This window comes from Streptomyces sp. NPDC014801 (assembly GCF_043082085.1).
In the GTDB taxonomy this organism is placed as follows: Bacteria; Actinomycetota; Actinomycetes; order Streptomycetales; family Streptomycetaceae; genus Streptomyces.
On the sequence record NZ_JBIBXG010000011.1, the window covers coordinates 263,170 to 280,253 of the forward strand.

Here is a 17,084-nt window from a genome sequence, read left to right on the forward strand (position 1 = left end):
TTCGAACGCATGCGGATCCGGGGGCCGACGGCTGGAGCTATGTGGTGGCGCTTGGTGACGCTCCGTGGACGAACAGGCTGCGGCGGACGCTGGACGGCGAGGACGGCCGGCCGGTGCTGGTGCTGGTCGAGGGACCCGCCGGGTACGGCAAGAGCCGCCTCGTGCGCTGTCTGGCCGGCGCGCCGTGGGCGGCACGGGCGGCACGCGAGGTGTGGGTGTGCGGGGACGGCGATCCGCCGGCACCGCCCGTCGGCGACCGGCCGCTCCTCCTCGTCGCCGAGGACCTGCACCGTGCCGGGGAGCGCGACCTGGCCTGGCTGCGCGGCGTCCTGGAGCGCGCGGGCCAGGGCCTGGCGGTCGTGGTGACCTACCGGCCCGAGGAACTGCCCGTGACGGGCCTGCCCCTGGGCACCCCGCCCCCGCGCTACCCCTCCCAGCTGTCCGTCCGCAGGCACCGCCTGGAAGCGTGGTCCGCCGACGCGGTGCGCCGGTACGCCGCCGAGGCCCTGGGCCGGCGCTGCACGCCCGAGGCCGCCGCCCGGCTGCACGAGCGCTCCGCGGGCGTGCCGCAGGTCGTCGCCGACCTGGTGGAGGCGCTGCGGGACTGCCCCGACCAGCCGTGGTACACGCCCGCCGACGTGGACGCGGTCGGCGTCCCGGTCCGGCTCGCCGACCTGGTGCTGGGCCGGGCCGGCGCCCTGCCCGCACCGCAGCGCCCCGTCGTGTGGGCGGCGGCCGTGCTGGAGCGGCCCGCGCCGGACACCGAACTGATCGCCGTGGCCGCCCTCACCCCGCGCGAGGGCCGCGCCGCCCTCGCCGGCGCGCTGGCGTCCGGGCTGCTGGTCGAGGCCGACGACGGCCGCTACCGGCTGATCTGCCCGCTCGCCGCGCAGGCGCTGCGGGAGACCCTGCCCGGCCCGCTGCGCAAGGAACTGCACGGACGGGCCGCGGACGCGCTGGCCGGCCACCGGCCGGTGTCCTGGCCCGCGCTGGCCCGGCACCGGCGCGCCGCCGGCCGGGTGCGCAGTTGGCTGCGGGCCGTGGAACAGGCCGCACACGAGGCCCACGTCCTCGGCGAGAGCGCCCGCTACCAGGAGGCCATCGGTCTGCTGGAGCAGGCGATGGCCTCCCCGCTCGTCTCCCCGCAGGCGCGGGCCCGGCTCGCGCCCGTGCTCGCCCGCAGCGCGGTCGACGGACTGCGCTCCGACCAGACCGTCGAGGCCCTCCAGCGCGTCGTCCAGGACGACAGCCTGCCGGCCGCCGTCCGCGGCGAGATCCGCCTCGATCTCGGGCTGCTCCTGGTCAACCAGGTCGGCGGCGAGGACGGCCGCGGCGTGCTGGAGCAGGCCGCGGCCGAACTGCGCGAGGAGCGCCCCGCCCTCGCCGCGCGGGCCATGTGCGCGCTCGCCTCACCGCGCTGGCCGGCCACCGGCGTGGCCGTCCACGACCGGTGGCTGCGCGCCGCCGACGAGGCCGCCGCCGAAAGCGGCGACCCGGCGGCCCACGCGGCCGTCGCCACGGCCCGGGTCACCCTCGCCACCATGCGCGGCGACCCCCGGGCCTGGACCCTGATCGAGGACCTGCCCACCACCAGCACCGACACCCAGGCCCGGCGCCACGCGGCGCGCGGACTGTGCAACGCCGCCGACGCCGCCGTCTGGCTCGGCCACTACGAGCGCGCCGAGAAACTGCTCGCCGAGGGCGTCGAACTGTCCGTGACCAGCGGTTCACCCTTCACCGAGCACACCGCGCTCGGCACCCGCCTGACGCTCGACTGGATGCTGGGACGCTGGCAGGGGCTCGCGGAGCGGTGCGAGGCGTTCGTCGCCGCCACCTTCGACATGCCGCTCATCTCCAGCGACGGACGGCTGGTGCTGGGCCTGCTGGCGCTCGCCCAGGGCGAGTGGGGCCGGGCCGTGTCCTGGCTGTCCGGCGAGCGCGGCACCGCACCGGAGTACGTCTCGCCCAGCCAGGCCGCGGCCATGTCCGGCGCGCTCGTCCGCCGCGAACTCGCCCGCGACGAAGTGGCGAACGCGGCCGCCGAGGCCCGCACCGCCTGGGAGAAGGTCGCCCGCAAGGGCATCTGGGCGTGGGCGGCCGAACTGGCGCCCTGGGCCGTGGAGGCGACCGCCCGCGCGGGGCGGGTCGCGGAGGCCCGCGCCATGGTCGACGCCTTCGCCGAAGGGCTCCACGGCGTCGACGCGCCCGGCGCGCGCGCCTCACTGACCTGGACCCGGGCCGCCCTCGCCGAGGCCACCGGCGAGCCGGCCCGTGCGGCGGGGCTGTACCGGGAGGCCTCGGCGTCCTACGCCGCACTCGGCCGGACGTACGCGCGGGCGCTGACCGCGGAGGGCGCGGGCCGCAGCGCGCTCACCGCGCACGCCCCGCACCCCCGCGCGGACGAGGCGAACGCGGCCGACGCGCACCCGCACCCCGACGCCGTCGACGGGGCCGCGCACACTCGCGCCGGCGACGTCCCAACGGCGGACCCGCGCATCGCCACCGGCGGCCGGCCGCTCTCGCTCACCGGGGACGGCGGCGACGGCCCGGACACCGACGCCATCGCCGAACTCGCGGCCTGCATCGAGCAGTTCACCGAACTCGGCGCGTCCTGGGACGCCGCACGGACCCGCGCCCTGCTGCGCGCGCACAGCCCCGCGCCCGAGCGCCGCCCGAACGGCCGCCCCGCCTACGGCGACCAGCTCTCCCCGCGTGAGCGGGAGGTGGCCCAGCTGGCCGGCGCGGGCCTGACCAACCGGGAGATCGCCGCCACCCTGCACCTGTCGCCCCGCACGGTCGAACAGCACGTCGCCCGCGCCATGCGCAAGCTGAACCTCGCCTCGCGCCAGCAGCTCGCGGAGACCGGCGACGACGCCTGACGGCCGGGTGCAGAACGGATTCCGGGCGGGCTAGAACCGGTCCCGGTGGTCCGTCGCCCACTGCTCGAACGTGCGCGCGGGGCGGCCGGTCACCTTCGCCACGTCCTCGTGGACCTGGGACTCGTCCAGCTCGCCGCCGCGGTTGAACCGGAAGAACGCCTCGACGTACTCGGCGGGCATGCCCGCCTCCATCTCGGCCCGCGCCTCCTCGTCCGACAGGCCCACGCACCGCAGCGGCCGGCCGAGCACCCGCGCGAGCACCGCGACCTGGTCCGCGGGCAGCAGGGACTCCGGTCCCGTCAGGTCGTAGACGCGCCCCTGGTGCCCGTCGCCGGTGAGCGACTCGGCGGCCACGGCGGCGATGTCCCGCGGGTCCACGCAGGCGCTCGCCACGTCCGGGAACGGCACCCGCACCTCGTCGCCCGCCTGCAGCTGCGGCAGCCAGCGCAGCGCGTTCGACATGAACGCGCGGGGCCGCAGCATGGTCCAGGTCAGCCCCGAGTCGCGCACGGCCCGCTCGGACAGCGTCATGTACCTCGAGACGGCGTTGGTGAGATCCTCCAGCGCGGCCGAACCCCCGGAGAGCAGCACCACGTGCTCCACGCCCGCCTCGCGGGCCCGCGCCAGCAGCCCCGCCATGTCGGCGTACCCCGGCAGCAGGAACAGCCCCCGCACGCCGTCCAGCGCGGCGCCCAGCGACCCGGGATCGTTCAGGTCGCCGGTCACCGCCTGCGCGCCCGGGGGCAGGTCGGCGTCGGGACGGCGGACGAGGGCACGCACCGGCGCGCCCTTCTCGGTCAGTTCCCGGACGAGTGCGGATCCGGTGTTGCCGGTGGCGCCGGTGACGAGGAACAACGTCTCTCCTTCGGGAGGTGCGCAGGGGTGCGACTCGCGCGTCCGGCCCGCTGCGGCGGGCCGGACGGGCGGCGACGAGTCGCCGACACTGTCGCACGGTCACCGCGGGGCGCCCGGGCGTACGCGCCGGAACGGCCGTACAACGTCAGGTCGGTACGCCGGATCAGTCGACGGGCCAGGTGTGCGCAGGGGCGTTGAGGTGCATGTAGTCGATGTACTGCTGGGTCATGCGCCGCAGGGCCTCGTGGCGGCCGGCGTGCGCGGTGGCGTCGATGTGGTGGAACATCTCCGTCTGCCACACCGCACCGTTGCGGGCGGTGACGCAGCGTTGCTCGATCACGCCGAGCAGCGGCTCGCGCCACGCCGCGTCCATGCCGGAGCGCTCCAGACCCCGGTGCGCCAGCGGCAGCAGCCGCCGCAGCACCAGCTCCGGCACGGGCACCTCGCCCATGCCCGGCCAGTACAGCCGCGCCTCGATGCCGTCGCGGGCGGCCGTGTGCAGGTTGTCCTCGGCGGCGGTGAACGACATCCGCGACCACACGGGGCGTTCCTCCTCGACGAGGGCGCGGGTCAGCCCGTAGTAGAAGGCGCCGTTGGCGAGGGTGTCGGCGACGGTCGGACCGGCGGGCAGCACCCGGTTCTCCACCCGCAGGTGCGGCTTGTCGTGGGCGATCGCGTAGACCGGCCGGTTCCAGCGGTAGATCGTGCCGTTGTGCAGGGTGAGCTCGGCGAGGTGCGGGATGTCGCCGCGTTCCAGTGTCTCGGCCGGGTCCTGCTCGTCGCACAGCGGCAGCAGCGCGGGGAAGTAGCGCAGGTTCTCCTCGAACAGGTCGAAGACGCTGGTGATCCAGCGTTCCCCGAACCACACCCGCGGCCGCACCCCCTGCACCTTGATCTCCTCGGGGCGGGTGTCGGTGGCCTGCTCGAACAGCGGGATGCGGGTCTCGTGCCACAGCTCCCGGCCGAACAGGAAGGGCGCGTTCGCGGCCAGCGCGACCTGGACGCCGGCGATGGCCTGGGCCGCGTTCCAGTAGTCGGGGAACTCCTGCGGGGAGACCTGCAGGTGGAACTGGGTGCTGGTGCAGGCGGCCTCGGGGGTGATCGTGTCGGCGTAGGTGCGCAGCCGGTCGGCACCGCCGATCTCGATGTGCAGGTCCTCCCCGCGCGCGGCGAAGATCTGGTCGTTGAGCAGGCGGTAGCGGGGATTCTCCGACAGCGCGGCCTCGCCGACGTCCTGCTGTCGCAGGGTGGGCAGGATGCCGATCATGATCAGGTGGGCGCCGACCGTCCGGGCGCGTTCCTCGGCGTGGTTGAGCGCCGCCCGGATCTCCGACTCCCAGGCGTCGGGGCCGCCCTCCGTCAGCCGGCGGGGCGGGATGTTGATCTCCAGGTTGAACCGGCCCAGCTCGGTCGACCAGGCCGGATCCGCGATGGCCTCCAGCACGTCGCAGTTGCGCATCGCCGGCTCGCCCCGGTCGTCGACCAGGTTCAGTTCGATCTCCAGGCCGACCTGGGGCCGCTCGGACTCGAAGCGTGCCTCGCGCAGCATCTGCGCGAGGACGTCGAGGCACTCCTGCATCTTGATCCGGTACCGGCGCCGGTCCTCACGGGTGAAGACCAGCGCCGGGACGTCCCGTCCCATGGGCCCTCCCGGTCGCGCCAGGTTGAGCTGCCTCCCCCCAGAATCGCACCGCCGGGGGGACGCGACCAGACGGGAGCAGACCCGGGCGGGGCGGCCGCGGGGTGGGGCCGCCGCTGGTCCGGGCTGCCGTGGGGGGGGGCAGGCGGGGCCGCCGCCGGGCCGGGGTGCCGTAGGACGGCCGCCGCCGGGCCGGGTGGGGCTGCGTCCGGGCTCAGACCTCCGCCGCGGCCCCCGTCCCGCCCTCCACGCCGCGAGCAGCGCTCGGCTCAGACGTCCGCTGTGCCCACCCGCCCCGTCTCCCGCCGCGCCATCCACGCCGCGACCAGCGCGCCGGAGATGTTGTGCCACACGGAGAAGACGGCGGCCGGCAGTGCGGCGAGCGGGGTGAAATGCGCGGTGGCGAGGGACGCGGCGAGACCGGAGTTCTGCATGCCGACCTCGAAGGCCATCGCGCGGGACGCCGGCCGGCCGAGGCGCGCTAGCCGGCCGCAGCCGTAGCCGAGGGCGAGCCCGCAGCCGTTGTGCAGGACGACCGCCAGCAGCACCGTGAGCGCGGCCGACTTCAGCGCGTCGGCGCTGCCCGCGACGACCACGGCGACGATCGCCGCGATCGCCAGCGAGGACAGCCAGGGCATGGCGCCGAGGACGCGCTCGATCCGCCGCCCGGCGACCAACCGCACCGCGAGTCCGGCGAGCACCGGCAGCAGCACCGTCTTCAGGATGTCCGTCACCATCGAGCCCGCGTCGACGGGCAGGTACTGGCCCGCGAGCAGCAGCGTCAGCGGCGGGGTGAGCAACGGCGCCAGGACGGTGGAGACGGTGGCGACGGACACGGACAGGGCCACGTCGCCCCGCGCGAGGTAGGTGACCACGTTGGAGGCGGTGCCGCTGGGTGCGCAGCCGACCAGGACGACCCCGGCGGCGAGCGCGGGAGACAGGTGCAGCAGATGCGCGATGAGCCAGCCCAGCCCCGGCATGATCACGTAGTGGGCGACGAGGCCCAGCAGCACCACCCAGGGCCGGCGGGCCACGCCCCGGAAGTCCTCCAGCGACATGGTCAGACCCATGCAGAACATGACCACACCCAGCAGGTACGGCACATAGGTGCCGTATCCGGTGAACGTGCCGGGGGAGAGGAGGCCGAAGGCGCCCGCCGCGACGACGAGGACGGGGAAGACGGTGACGGCGCGCCGGGCGGCGCGGTCCGCGGGATCGGGGCCGGCCGGGCGGGCGGCGGGATCGGTGGTCGTGGCCGGTGTGTCGGGGCTCTGCATAAGAAACATGTAAATGCCATGTATCAGTTCCGGGCAACGCCGTCTCGCGATCCGGGCCGACGCAACGGCCGGTGCGGCGTGCCCCTGGTGGGGTAGGAATACCCAGGAACTCGCCGGCGTCGACCGACACCGAACACCACTCGCTCCCGGTACCGTTGCCGACCCGCGCCGTGCGCGCGGAACGCTGACGACGACGCTGCGGGCCACTGGGGGAAAGCGACCGAACGACGATGGGCGTGTACTACGAGCGGATCGTGGACGTCGAGGCGACCGCCGAGGAAGCCGGCCCGCCGGCGGAGCGCATGGTGGACTGGATGGTCGCCGAGGGCGTGATCACGCGCCGGATGTCCGGCGAGCTGGTGTACAGCCGCCACGCCGACGAGGGTTACGTCCCGGGCCCGCACTGGGCGCGTGCCGTGGCCGACGCCTCCTGCACGGCCTGCGGCGCGGTCGTCCCGGTCACCGCATGGCGGTGGGACCCCACCTTCGCCCTCGGCACCCTGGCCTTCGACTTCTGGAACTGGCCCCCACTGTCCACCGACTTCCACACCGCATTCACCCACCACCTCCAGCACCGCACCACCCACATGGGCAAGCTCTGATGCGCACTCACTCCAGGACGTGGTGCACCCGCCCGTCGTCCGTCACCTCGTACACGTCGAGACGCAACTGCCTCCGAACGGCGACCGGAACGCGTTGGGCGGCCTTGACCGCGGAGGACGGCACCACGAGCGCGTAGCGCGTGCCCGGCTCCCAACGCGTCATTCTGCGCAGCAGTTGGCCGTAGGCGATGTCGACGTCGATGCCGGTCTCCCGCGTGCGGCCCTTGGCCTCGCAGATAAGCCGCTGCTCACCGCGCACGGCCTCCAGATCGGTCCACCGGTCCGTAGGAGTGTCCGGCGTCCAGCCCTCGCTCAGCAACCAGTCGCGGAAGGCGTAGAGCACACGGTCCTCGTCGCTGCGGATTCCCAGGAGCTTCGTGAGCGAGGCCATGTCCCTCTTCTCGTTGCGGCGCAACCGTCCACGTCCGTCCGCGTCGAGGTCGGTGGGGCGGACGACGACCAACCGCAGGCCGTGCGCTGGGATCTCCGTCTCGCGCCGCGCGTCGTACAGGGCTCGCTGCTTGCCGCGGTGGACGCCGCTGACGGTCAGGCGGTCCGGCTTGTCGAAGTGGGGGACCGCATGGTCGTGCTGGCGTTCGCGGTACTCGAGAACGAGCCGGTGGCCGGGCCAGTAGGCGTCGACCGGGAGTCTGGCGCGGCGGCCGTTCGGTGCAGGGTCGCCCAGCAACCAGTCGAAAGTGTGCTGCGTGAGGGCTTCTTCGCCGAGGATCCGCTCGCACAGACGCACGACGTAGGCCTCGTCACTGTTCTCTCTGCGGGGCATGCCGGCATTCAAGCGCCCGTCCGGTGCGCCCCGCCAGGTGTCGGGGGCAGGCCGGACGGGCGGTGGGGGAGAGGTGGGCCGCCGTCGGGGGTGGGGTCAGCGGAGGAGGGTGGTGAGGGCTGTGCTCGCTCCCGTGGCGCAGGCCAGGACGGCCGAGGCGCAGACGGCGTGGCGGACCAGCAGGCGGTGGCGGAGCTCGGCGTAGCGGGCCTCGTACTCCTGGCGCAGTTCGGCGGCGCGGCGCAGGGTCTGGCGCAGGCGCTGCCGGGTGAGTTCGATGTGCTCCTCGGTGTAGAGCCGGGCCACCTCCTCGGCCTGCGCGGTGGTCAGCCACGGCAGCCGGGCGCAGAAGGCCTCGGCGTCGCGCCGCGCCCGCTCCCGGTCCGCCTCGGCGAGGAGGAAGCCCTCGACCTCGTTCGCGAGCACCGCCGCCTGACGGCGGGCCAGGGACCGCGCCGAGTCGGTCACCGCTGCTCGCCCTCGTGTCCGGCCGCGTCGATGGCGTCGCGCCGCCCGGTGAGCTCCTTCTGGTCCAGCTCCGAGATCTCGGGGTGGTGCAGGTCGAACGCCGGGGATTCGCTGCGGATTCGCGGCAGGGTGAGGAAGTTGTGCCGCGGCGGCGGGCAGGACGTGGCCCACTCCAGGGAGCGGCCGAAGCCCCACGGGTCGTCGACGCCGACCGGCTTGCCGTACTTGGCCGTCTTCCAGACGTTGTACAGGAACGGCAGCATGGACAGGCCGAGCACGAAGGACGCGATCGTCGAAACCGTGTTCAGCGCGGTGAAGCCGTCCGAGGCCAGGTAGTCGGCGTACCGGCGCGGCATGCCCTCGGCGCCGAGCCAGTGCTGCACCAGGAAGGTGCCGTGGAAGCCGACGAACAGCGTCCAGAAGGTGATCTTGCCCAGGCGTTCGTCGAGCATCTTGCCGGTGAACTTCGGCCACCAGAAGTGGAATCCGGCGAACATCGCGAAGACGACCGTGCCGAAGACGACGTAGTGGAAGTGCGCCACCACGAAGTAGGAGTCGGAGACATGGAAGTCCATCGGCGGCGACGCCAGGATGATGCCGGTCAGACCACCGAAGAGGAAGGTGACCAGGAAGCCGGCCGCCCACAGCATCGGGGTCTCGAACGACAGCGCGCCCTTCCACATCGTGCCGATCCAGTTGAAGAACTTCACACCGGTCGGGACCGCGATCAGGAACGTCATGAAGGAGAAGAACGGCAGCAGCACCGCCCCGGTGACGAACATGTGGTGCGCCCACACCGTCGCGGACAGCCCCGCGATGGAGATGGTCGCGGCCACCAGACCCATGTAGCCGAAGACCGGCTTGCGCGAGAACACCGGGATGATCTCGGTGATGATGCCGAAGAACGGCAACGCGATGATGTACACCTCTGGATGCCCGAAGAACCAGAAGAGGTGTTGCCACAGAATGGGCCCGCCGTTGGCCGGATCGTAGACGTGGGCACCGAACTTGCGGTCCGCCTCCAGGGCGAACAGCGCGGCCGCGAGGACCGGGAAGGCCAGCAGGACCAGGACACCGGTCAGCAGCACGTTCCAGGTGAAGATCGGCATGCGGAACATGGTCAGGCCGGGGGCGCGCATGCAGATGATCGTGGTGATGAAGTTGACCGAGCCGAGGATGGTGCCGAAGCCGGAGAAGGCCAGACCCATGATCCACATGTCGGCGCCGATGCCCGGGGTGCGGATCGCGTCGGACAGCGGTGTGTAGGCGAACCAGCCGAAGTCGGCCGCGCCCTGCGGGGTGAGGAAGCCGCCCACCGCGATCAGCGAGCCGAACAGGTACAGCCAGTAGGCGAACATGTTCAGCCGCGGGAACGCCACATCCGGCGCACCGATCTGCAGCGGCATGATCCAGTTGGTGAAGCCGGCGAACAGCGGCGTCGCGAACATCAGCAGCATGACCGTGCCGTGCATCGTGAACGCCTGGTTGTACTGCTCGTTCGACACGATCTGCAGTCCCGGACGGGCCAGCTCGGCGCGCATGATCAGCGCCATGACCCCACCGATCAGGAAGAACGCGAACGACGTCGACAGATACAGGGTGCCGATCGTCTTGTGGTCCGTGGTCGTCAGCCACTTCACCACCACATTGCCCGGCCGCTTGCGATGGACGGGCAGTTCGTCCTGGTAATACGCCTCTTCGGCTGGGGAACCGTGAGGTTCGTTGAGGATGCTCACAGATGTGTCTCTCTCGAAAGACTGGCTTCGCCCACGTCGGTCTCGCCATCCTCGCGGTACACGGACCGGCGCGGGGCCCGGAGCGAGCGACACGCGGCCGTTCACGTGACGATCGCACACCAATGGAGCAGTGCACGCGGGCGTGGGCCGCGGCGCGCCCCGGCCGGGAGGGCGCGTGCCGCGGCCGGTGTCGTGCGCCGCGCGGGTGACCTGACGGCCCGGCTTCGGACGACACCGGCCGGCCGATCGTCATATTGACGCTCACCGTGTACGGCCGTGTCCCCCCGATCCCCAGAGAGGGCCTCATGCTCCGACTCCCCCGTCTGGCCGGTGCCGCCACCGCCGCCCTCGCCCTCGGCGCCCTGGCCGCGGCGCCGGCGGCGAGCGGCGAGCCGATCGTGTCCGCCCCGCGCATCGTCGCCCACTTCGACCTGGCCGCCGGCCAGACACCGGAGAACATCGCGCTGGAGCCGGACGGCTCGGCCGACCTCACCTTCGCCTTCGCCCGCCAGGTCGCCCACGTCACCCGGTTCGGCCAGGTGAGCGTCCGCGCCACCCTCCCGGCCGAGCCGCACCCGAACACGCCCCTCATCGGCAGCGCCATCGTCTCCGGCATCGCCCGGGCCCACGACGGCACGCTGTACGTCGCCTACGCCACCGGCACGAGCAGGACGGGCATCTGGCGGATCGCCCCCGACGGCCGCGCCCCCCGGCAGATCGCGCAGCTGCCGCCCGACGGGCTGCCCAACGGCCTGGCCCTGGACGAGCACCGGGGCATCCTCTACGCCGCCGACTCCGTACGGGGCGTCGTCTGGCGCGTCCCACAGGCGGGCGGCCGCCCCACGGTCTGGGCCGGCGGACCCGCGCTCGCCCCGCTGCCCCCGCCGGTCGCCGGCTTCGGCGCCAACGGCATCAAGGTCCGCCACGACGCGGTGTGGGTGACCAACACCGACCGCGGCACGCTCCTGCGCATCCCCGTGCGCGCGGACGGCTCCGCCGGTGCCACGGCGACCAGGGCGAGAGACCTCGGCGGCATCGACGACTTCGCCTTCGCCGGCCGCGACGAGACCGTGCTCGCCGCGCTGAACACCGACAGCGAACTCGTCGTCGTCCGCCCCGACGGCAGCCACCGGGTCGTCCTGCGGCGCGAGGACGGACTGTCCAACCCCACCTCGGTCGCCGTACGCCGCCACACGGTCTACGTGCCGAGCGCCGCCTACTTCACCCTGAGCGACCCCAACCTGCTGCTCGCCCGTCTCTCCACCCGCCAGGGACGGGGCCTGTGACCGCCCCGACGCCGGCCACGGAGGCGCCGCCGGCCCGCTACGACGACCTGCGCGCCCTGATCGTCAACTGCACCCTGAAGCGCTCCCCGGAGACCAGCAACACCCAGGGCCTCATCGACAAGAGCACCGCCATCATGGACGCGCAGGGCGTGCGGGTGGACGTCGTGAGGGCGGTGGACCACGACATCGCCACCGGGGTGTGGCCCGACATGCGGGAGCACGGCTGGGAGAGGGACGCCTGGCCGGAGCTGTACCGGCAGGTCATGGCCGCCGACATCCTCGTCCTGGCCGGGCCCATCTGGCTGGGCGACAACAGCTCGGTGATGAAGCGGGTCGTCGAGCGCCTCTACGCCTGCTCCAGCCTGCTCAACGACGCCGGCCAGTACGCCTACTACGGCCGGGTCGGCGGCTGCCTGATCACCGGCAACGAGGACGGCGTCAAGCACTGCGCGATGAACGTCCTCTACAGCCTGCAGCACCTGGGCTACACCATCCCGCCCCAGGCGGACGCCGGCTGGATCGGCGAGGCCGGCCCCGGCCCGTCGTACCTCGACCCCGGGTCGGGCGGCCCGGAGAACGACTTCACCAACCGCAACACCACGTTCATGACCTGGAACCTGCTGCACCTGGCCCGGGCGCTGAAGGACCTCGGCGGCATCCCCGCCTACGGCAACCAGCGCACCGCCTGGGACGCGGGCTGCCGCCACGACTACGAGAACCCCGAGCACCGCTAGGGGGTGTCTCGTCGATCACGCCGGGCTCGCGACGTCTGGCACCGCACCTCGCCGCGTTGTCGTCGGTCCCCGATGCTCCGCATCGGCTCCCTCCTCCGCCTTGCGATGCACGGCGCCAGACGCCGCTCCCTGATCCGGCGTGATCGACGAGACACCCCCTAGGTCTCCGGCGGTCCCAGGGCCGTCTCGTCAGAGCTCGCGGGCCGGCCAGTCCAGGAGGCGGGCCCCGATGACCGCGGTCTGGAGTTTGTAGCGGTGGGCCGGGTCCGCGGGGTCGGCGCCCGTGAGCTGGTGGATGCGCTCCAGGCGGTACGTCACCGCCCGCACGCTCAGCGACAGGCGCCTGGCCGCCTCGGCGGCCACGCATCCCGCGTCGAAGTACACCGTCAGCGTCTGCAGCAGCGGTTCGGCTCCGCCGCGGGCCGTGGTGAGCGGACCGAGCGTGTTCAGCACGAGGTCGGCCATGGCCTGCCGGTCCCGGGTCAGAACGGGATAGACGAGCAGGTCGGCCGCGTACAGTACCGGCTCGTCGAGTTCGAGCCGCTCGGCCATCTCCAAGGCGTTGAGGGCCTCTTCGTAGGAGTGGACGACACCGCCCGGGCCGGGCTGGGCGCGGCCGACGGCCACCCGGCCGCCGTCGGTCGCGGCGTGCGCCTGCTTGGCGAAGAAGGCGAGCACCTCGTCCTGGTGGCCGGGTGCGATGCACAGCAGCCGGCCCTCCTTGGTGGTGATCAGGATGTCGCGGTCACCGAAGCGCGTGAGGAGCGACCGCTCCACCTGCCGGGGGACCGGATCGCCCTCCTCGTACGCCGTCGGCCCCTGCGCGACGGCTACCGCGTGGGCGTGGGAGAGCCGGAGCCCGAAGCGTTCCGCGCGCTCGGCGAGGCGGCCGAGGTCGCTGCGCCCGTACAGCAGGTCGTCGACGAACTCGCGGCGGGCCGCCACTTCCTGACGGACCGCCAGACGCTGGGCTCGCTCGTAGCCCTCGGCGAAGGCGTCCACCATGCGCTGCAGGGCGGCGAGCGTGTCCGCGCCGGAGCCGACGGTGTGCGGCCAGGCCTCCCGGGCCGCGGACAGGTGTGCGTGGACGAGGCTGCGCAGCCCGTATCCGGCCTCCGCGGCCTGCTCGCCGAGGGAGCGGCGGAAGGCGACCTCCTCTCGGGTGAGCCGCCGGCCGGTGGCCGACACCTCGGCCAGGATCCGTGCGCAGCCGTCGAGGTAGTGCTCGGGTATCTCCGAGTCGGTCAAGGCGTTCCCCCTGGATGTCGCGTACCGGTGGCGGTTGTTCGGCGGTCCACCGGCATCAAGACCCTAATGAACGCTGCCGGAAACCGGCAATGCGCCCTCGCCGCCCGGGCGTGCACCATGACCTCGGGGAGCACCACGGAAGGATCCGATGCCGGACACCGGCAGGTGTCCGGCACCGGCTGCGTGGAAGCCGGGACCCGGCCGACCACCTCTTTTGAACGTGTTCAACTCCCGGCGTATGCTGCCGCCATGACCGATACGAGCGGCGAAACGGCCGCCCTGCTGAGGGGCGTTCGCGCCTGGCTGGTCCTCTTCGTCGTCTGCCTGGTGCTCAGCGGCGCCACGGCCTTCCCCCTGGTGCACGAACTGCGCTGGGCCGAGTCGGTGCTGCGCGCGCTGTCCGCGCCCGAGCACCTGCCGGGGCTGATGCGGTGGATCGAGCGGGTCCGCGCCGGACTCGACACCGCCGACGCCCGCTACCCCTTCCTCCTCTACGGCACCGACTGGCTGGCCTTCGCCCACCTGGTCATCGCCGTGGCCTTCTACGGCCCCTACCGCGACCCCGTCCGCAACATCTGGGTCGTCGAGTTCGGGATGATCGCCTGCGCCGGCGTCATCCCGCTCGCGCTGATCTGCGGGCCGCTGCGCGGCATCCCCTTCTGGTGGTCGCTGATCGACATGTCGTTCGGCGTGTTCGGGGTGATCCCGCTGTACGTCGTCCGCCGCAGGATCAAGCAGTTGGCGGCGGCGACGGCGGCGAGCCCGCCGGTGACGGCCGTGGCGTGACCGGCCTCCGTCAGGGGCCGGAGGCGTCGTCGCCCCGGCGGAAGCGGTGGACGAGCCACACCACCCCGTGAGCAGGGAGAGCGCGGCGAGCACCGGCGGGTCGACGACCGGTACGACACCACCATGAACGGCACCCACACCAGGGGCGCCACCACGCTCAGCAGCGCCGCATCGACCAGGCCCGGTACGCCTTCGACAAGATGCTCACCTACGCCGACGATGTCGGCTTGTTCGCCGAGGAGATCGGCCCCCGGGGTGAGCAACTGGGCAACTTCTCGCAGGCCTTCACCCACCTCGCCCTGATCACGGCGACGACGGCGCTCGACGAGGCCCTGGACCGGCTGGAGAGCCGACCGCCCGGAGGGCCGGCCGGCCGACGGGGAGGCGATCGAGGGCGGTACGGCGCGTGCGTGGCCGCGGGGCTCGGGGCCGGTGCCTCAAGGCCGGCCCAGTCGCCTCCAATGACGGGGCCAATCCCATCCTATGGAGGGGCAAAGAATTCCCCGCGGCACTGCCGGTCCGCGCTCCGCCGGGACTACGTTCCTCCCGCACCCTGTCATGTCAAGCTCAATCGGCAGACGGGGTTGAGTGTCATGCTCATGACTGCGCGGTACCGCCGCCGCTACGCGCGTCACGGGCCTGCCCACCCAGTGCGCATCCCCACATCACAACGGAGGCAGTACCCCCATGCGTGAGTCACGCCCGAGCACGCGCGGCAGGAGTCTGCGAAGACTCGTCGCCGTCGCACTCCCCGCGCTCGCCCTGACCGTCGCCGGATTCACCGCGGCACCCACCGCCGGGGCGGCACCCACCGCCGCGCCCGCACCGCAGGCCACCCGGGCCGCGCAGAACACCAAGGCGCTGACCGCCCCCGAGCGGCAGACGTACCACTCCACCGGCAAGGCCGGGCAGAAGGTTCCCACCACCCACCTGTGCGCCACGGCCGCACCGGGCCAGGCCTCCTGCTTCGCCCAGCGCCGTACCGACATCAAGCAGCGGCTCGCCTCCGCGCTCGCCGCCGCCACCCCCTCCGGCCTGTCCCCGGCGAACCTGCACAGCGCTTACAACCTGCCCACCACGGGCGGTTCCGGCATCACGGTCGCCATCGTCGACGCCTACAACGACCCCAACGCCGAGGCGGACCTCGCCACCTACCGCTCCACCTACGGCCTGTCCTCCTGCACCAAGGCCAACGGCTGCTTCAAGCAGGTCAGCCAGACCGGCTCCACCACCTCGCTGCCCACCAACGACACCGGCTGGGCCGGTGAAGAGGCCCTCGACCTCGACATGGTCAGCGCGGTCTGCCCCAACTGCAGCATCATCCTGGTCGAGGCGAACTCCGCCAACGACACCGACCTCGGCATAGCGGAGAACGAGGCCGTCGCGCTCGGCGCCAAGGTCGTCTCCAACAGCTGGGGCGGCTCCGAGGCGTCCTCCCAGACCACCGAGGACACCCAGTACTTCAAGCACCCGGGCGTCGCCATCACCGTCTCCTCCGGCGACTCCGCCTACGGTGCCGAGTACCCGGCGACCTCCCAGTACGTGACCGCCGTCGGCGGCACCGCGCTCACCACCGCCGCCAACTCCCGCGGCTGGAGCGAGTCGGTGTGGCACACCAGCTCCACCGAGGGCACCGGCTCCGGCTGCTCCGCCTACGACCCGAAGCCGTCCTGGCAGACCGACACCGGCTGCGCCAAGCGCATGGAGGCCGACGTCTCCGCGGTCGCCGACCCGGCCACCGGCGTCGCGGTCTACGACACCTACGGCGGCTCCGGCTGGGCGGTCTACGGCGGCACCAGCGCCTCCGCCCCGATCGTCGCCGGCGTCTACGCCCTCGCCGGCACCCCGGGCACGAGCGACTACCCGGCGAAGTACCCCTACCAGCACACCGGCAACCTGTACGACGTGACCAGCGGCTCCAACGGCTCCTGCTCCACCTCGTACTTCTGCACCGCCAGGACCGGCTACGACGGCCCGACCGGCTGGGGCACCCCGAACGGCACCGCCGCCTTCACCGCCGGCTCCGTCAGCGGCAACACGGTGACCGTCACCAACCCGGGCAGCCAGTCCACCACGACCGGTTCCTCGGTCAGCCTCCAGATCCACGCCACCGACAGCGCCGGCGCGGCCCTCACCTACAGCGCCTCCGGCCTGCCGACGGGGCTGTCGATCAACAGCTCCACGGGACTCGTCTCCGGTACTGCGTCCACCGCGGGCACCTACCAGGTCACCGTCACCGCAGCGGACGCCACCGGCGCCTCCGGTTCGGCGTCCTTCACCTGGACCGTCGGCTCCTCCGGCGGCACCTGCACTTCCTCCCAGCTGCTGGCCAACCCCGGCTTCGAGTCGGGCGCCACCGGCTGGAGCGCCACCAGCGGCGTCATCACCAACGACACCGGTGAGGCGGCGCACAGCGGCTCCTACAAGGCCTGGCTGGACGGCTACGGCTCCTCGCACACCGACACCGTGTCCCAGTCGGTGACGATCCCGGCCGGCTGCAAGGCCACGCTCACCTTCTACCTGCACATCGACACCGCCGAGACCGGCAGCACCGCCTACGACAAGCTGACGGTCACCGCCGGTTCCACCACCCTGGCGACGTACTCGAACGTCAACGCCGCCTCCGGTTACGCGCTCAAGACCTTCGACCTGTCCTCGCTGGCGGGTCAGACGGTCACCCTGAAGTTCAACGGGGTGGAGGACTCCTCCCTCCAGACCAGCTTCGTCGTGGACGACACCGCCCTGACGACCGGCTGACCGCACGGAAACCGGATGTGTCCCGCACGCGGC

General features: G+C 72.8%; 13 protein-coding genes and 1 pseudogene. 7 read left to right on the top strand and 7 right to left on the bottom strand.

Features of this window, described 5'->3' with window-relative positions:
* Positions 1–44 precede the first annotated feature (44 nt).
* A complete protein-coding gene (locus ACF1AL_RS27070; RefSeq protein WP_391699578.1) occupies positions 45–2,879 on the top strand; it encodes a LuxR C-terminal-related transcriptional regulator in 2,835 nt (944 codons plus the stop codon).
* A gap of 30 nt (positions 2,880–2,909) precedes the next feature.
* On the opposite strand, the gene ACF1AL_RS27075 is transcribed toward ACF1AL_RS27070, so the two are convergent.
* From ACF1AL_RS27075 to ACF1AL_RS27085, 3 genes are all read right to left on the bottom strand, one after another.
* Complete coding sequence (locus ACF1AL_RS27075) at positions 2,910–3,734, bottom strand: NAD(P)H-binding protein (RefSeq protein ID WP_391820161.1); 825 nt, start codon at positions 3,732–3,734, stop codon at positions 2,910–2,912.
* A 163-nt stretch (positions 3,735–3,897) separates the two neighbouring features.
* Complete coding sequence (locus ACF1AL_RS27080) at positions 3,898–5,376, bottom strand: glutamate--cysteine ligase (RefSeq protein WP_386418619.1); 1,479 nt, start codon at positions 5,374–5,376, stop codon at positions 3,898–3,900.
* Between the two features lie 266 nt (positions 5,377–5,642).
* A complete protein-coding gene (locus ACF1AL_RS27085) occupies positions 5,643–6,650 on the bottom strand; it encodes a bile acid:sodium symporter family protein (protein WP_391827764.1) in 1,008 nt (335 codons plus the stop codon).
* A gap of 230 nt (positions 6,651–6,880) precedes the next feature.
* Here ACF1AL_RS27085 and ACF1AL_RS27090 point away from each other — a divergent pair, with 230 nt between their 5' ends.
* The gene (locus tag ACF1AL_RS27090) at positions 6,881–7,252 is read left to right on the top strand and encodes a hypothetical protein (protein WP_391827766.1); all 372 of its coding nucleotides are present in this window, start codon (positions 6,881–6,883) and stop codon (positions 7,250–7,252) included.
* Positions 7,253–7,259: 7 nt separating this feature from the next.
* Here ACF1AL_RS27090 and ACF1AL_RS27095 read toward each other — a convergent pair whose 3' ends face one another.
* From ACF1AL_RS27095 to ctaD, 3 genes are all read right to left on the bottom strand, one after another.
* Positions 7,260–8,036: a hypothetical protein gene (locus ACF1AL_RS27095; protein ID WP_391699571.1), complete on the bottom strand. Its 777-nt coding sequence runs from the start codon at positions 8,034–8,036 to the stop codon at positions 7,260–7,262.
* A gap of 96 nt (positions 8,037–8,132) precedes the next feature.
* Positions 8,133–8,504, bottom strand: coding sequence for a hypothetical protein (locus ACF1AL_RS27100; RefSeq protein WP_391699569.1), 372 nt, complete (start codon positions 8,502–8,504; stop codon positions 8,133–8,135).
* On the bottom strand, positions 8,501–10,240 hold the full coding sequence (ctaD, locus tag ACF1AL_RS27105) for a cytochrome c oxidase subunit I (protein ID WP_384203233.1): 1,740 nt from the start codon (positions 10,238–10,240) through the stop codon (positions 8,501–8,503). Before ctaD ends, ACF1AL_RS27100 begins: the two co-directional genes overlap by 4 nt.
* A gap of 305 nt (positions 10,241–10,545) precedes the next feature.
* On the opposite strand from ctaD, the gene ACF1AL_RS27110 reads away from it, so the two are divergent.
* The gene (locus tag ACF1AL_RS27110) at positions 10,546–11,526 is read left to right on the top strand and encodes an SMP-30/gluconolactonase/LRE family protein (protein WP_391827768.1); all 981 of its coding nucleotides are present in this window, start codon (positions 10,546–10,548) and stop codon (positions 11,524–11,526) included.
* Entirely contained in the window at positions 11,523–12,260 is a 738-nt protein-coding gene (locus tag ACF1AL_RS27115; protein ID WP_391827770.1) for a flavodoxin family protein, read from the top strand. Before ACF1AL_RS27110 ends, ACF1AL_RS27115 begins: the two co-directional genes overlap by 4 nt.
* A gap of 189 nt (positions 12,261–12,449) precedes the next feature.
* On the opposite strand, the gene ACF1AL_RS27120 is transcribed toward ACF1AL_RS27115, so the two are convergent.
* Positions 12,450–13,508 (bottom strand): PucR family transcriptional regulator, encoded by a 1,059-nt coding sequence (locus ACF1AL_RS27120; protein ID WP_391778380.1) that lies wholly within the window; start codon positions 13,506–13,508, stop codon positions 12,450–12,452.
* A 249-nt stretch (positions 13,509–13,757) separates the two neighbouring features.
* On the opposite strand from ACF1AL_RS27120, the gene ACF1AL_RS27125 reads away from it, so the two are divergent.
* The 3 genes and pseudogenes from ACF1AL_RS27125 (at position 13,758) to ACF1AL_RS27135 (ending at position 17,051) form a co-directional block, all read left to right on the top strand.
* Positions 13,758–14,294: a hypothetical protein gene (locus tag ACF1AL_RS27125; protein ID WP_391699561.1), complete on the top strand. Its 537-nt coding sequence runs from the start codon at positions 13,758–13,760 to the stop codon at positions 14,292–14,294.
* Between the two features lie 167 nt (positions 14,295–14,461).
* Positions 14,462–14,656, top strand: a pseudogene (locus tag ACF1AL_RS27130) (glycoside hydrolase family 15 protein); the annotation flags it as partial.
* A 325-nt stretch (positions 14,657–14,981) separates the two neighbouring features.
* Positions 14,982–17,051, top strand: a complete 2,070-nt coding sequence (locus ACF1AL_RS27135; RefSeq protein WP_391827772.1) for a putative Ig domain-containing protein — start codon at positions 14,982–14,984, stop codon at positions 17,049–17,051.
* The last annotated feature ends 33 nt before the right edge of the window (positions 17,052–17,084 follow it).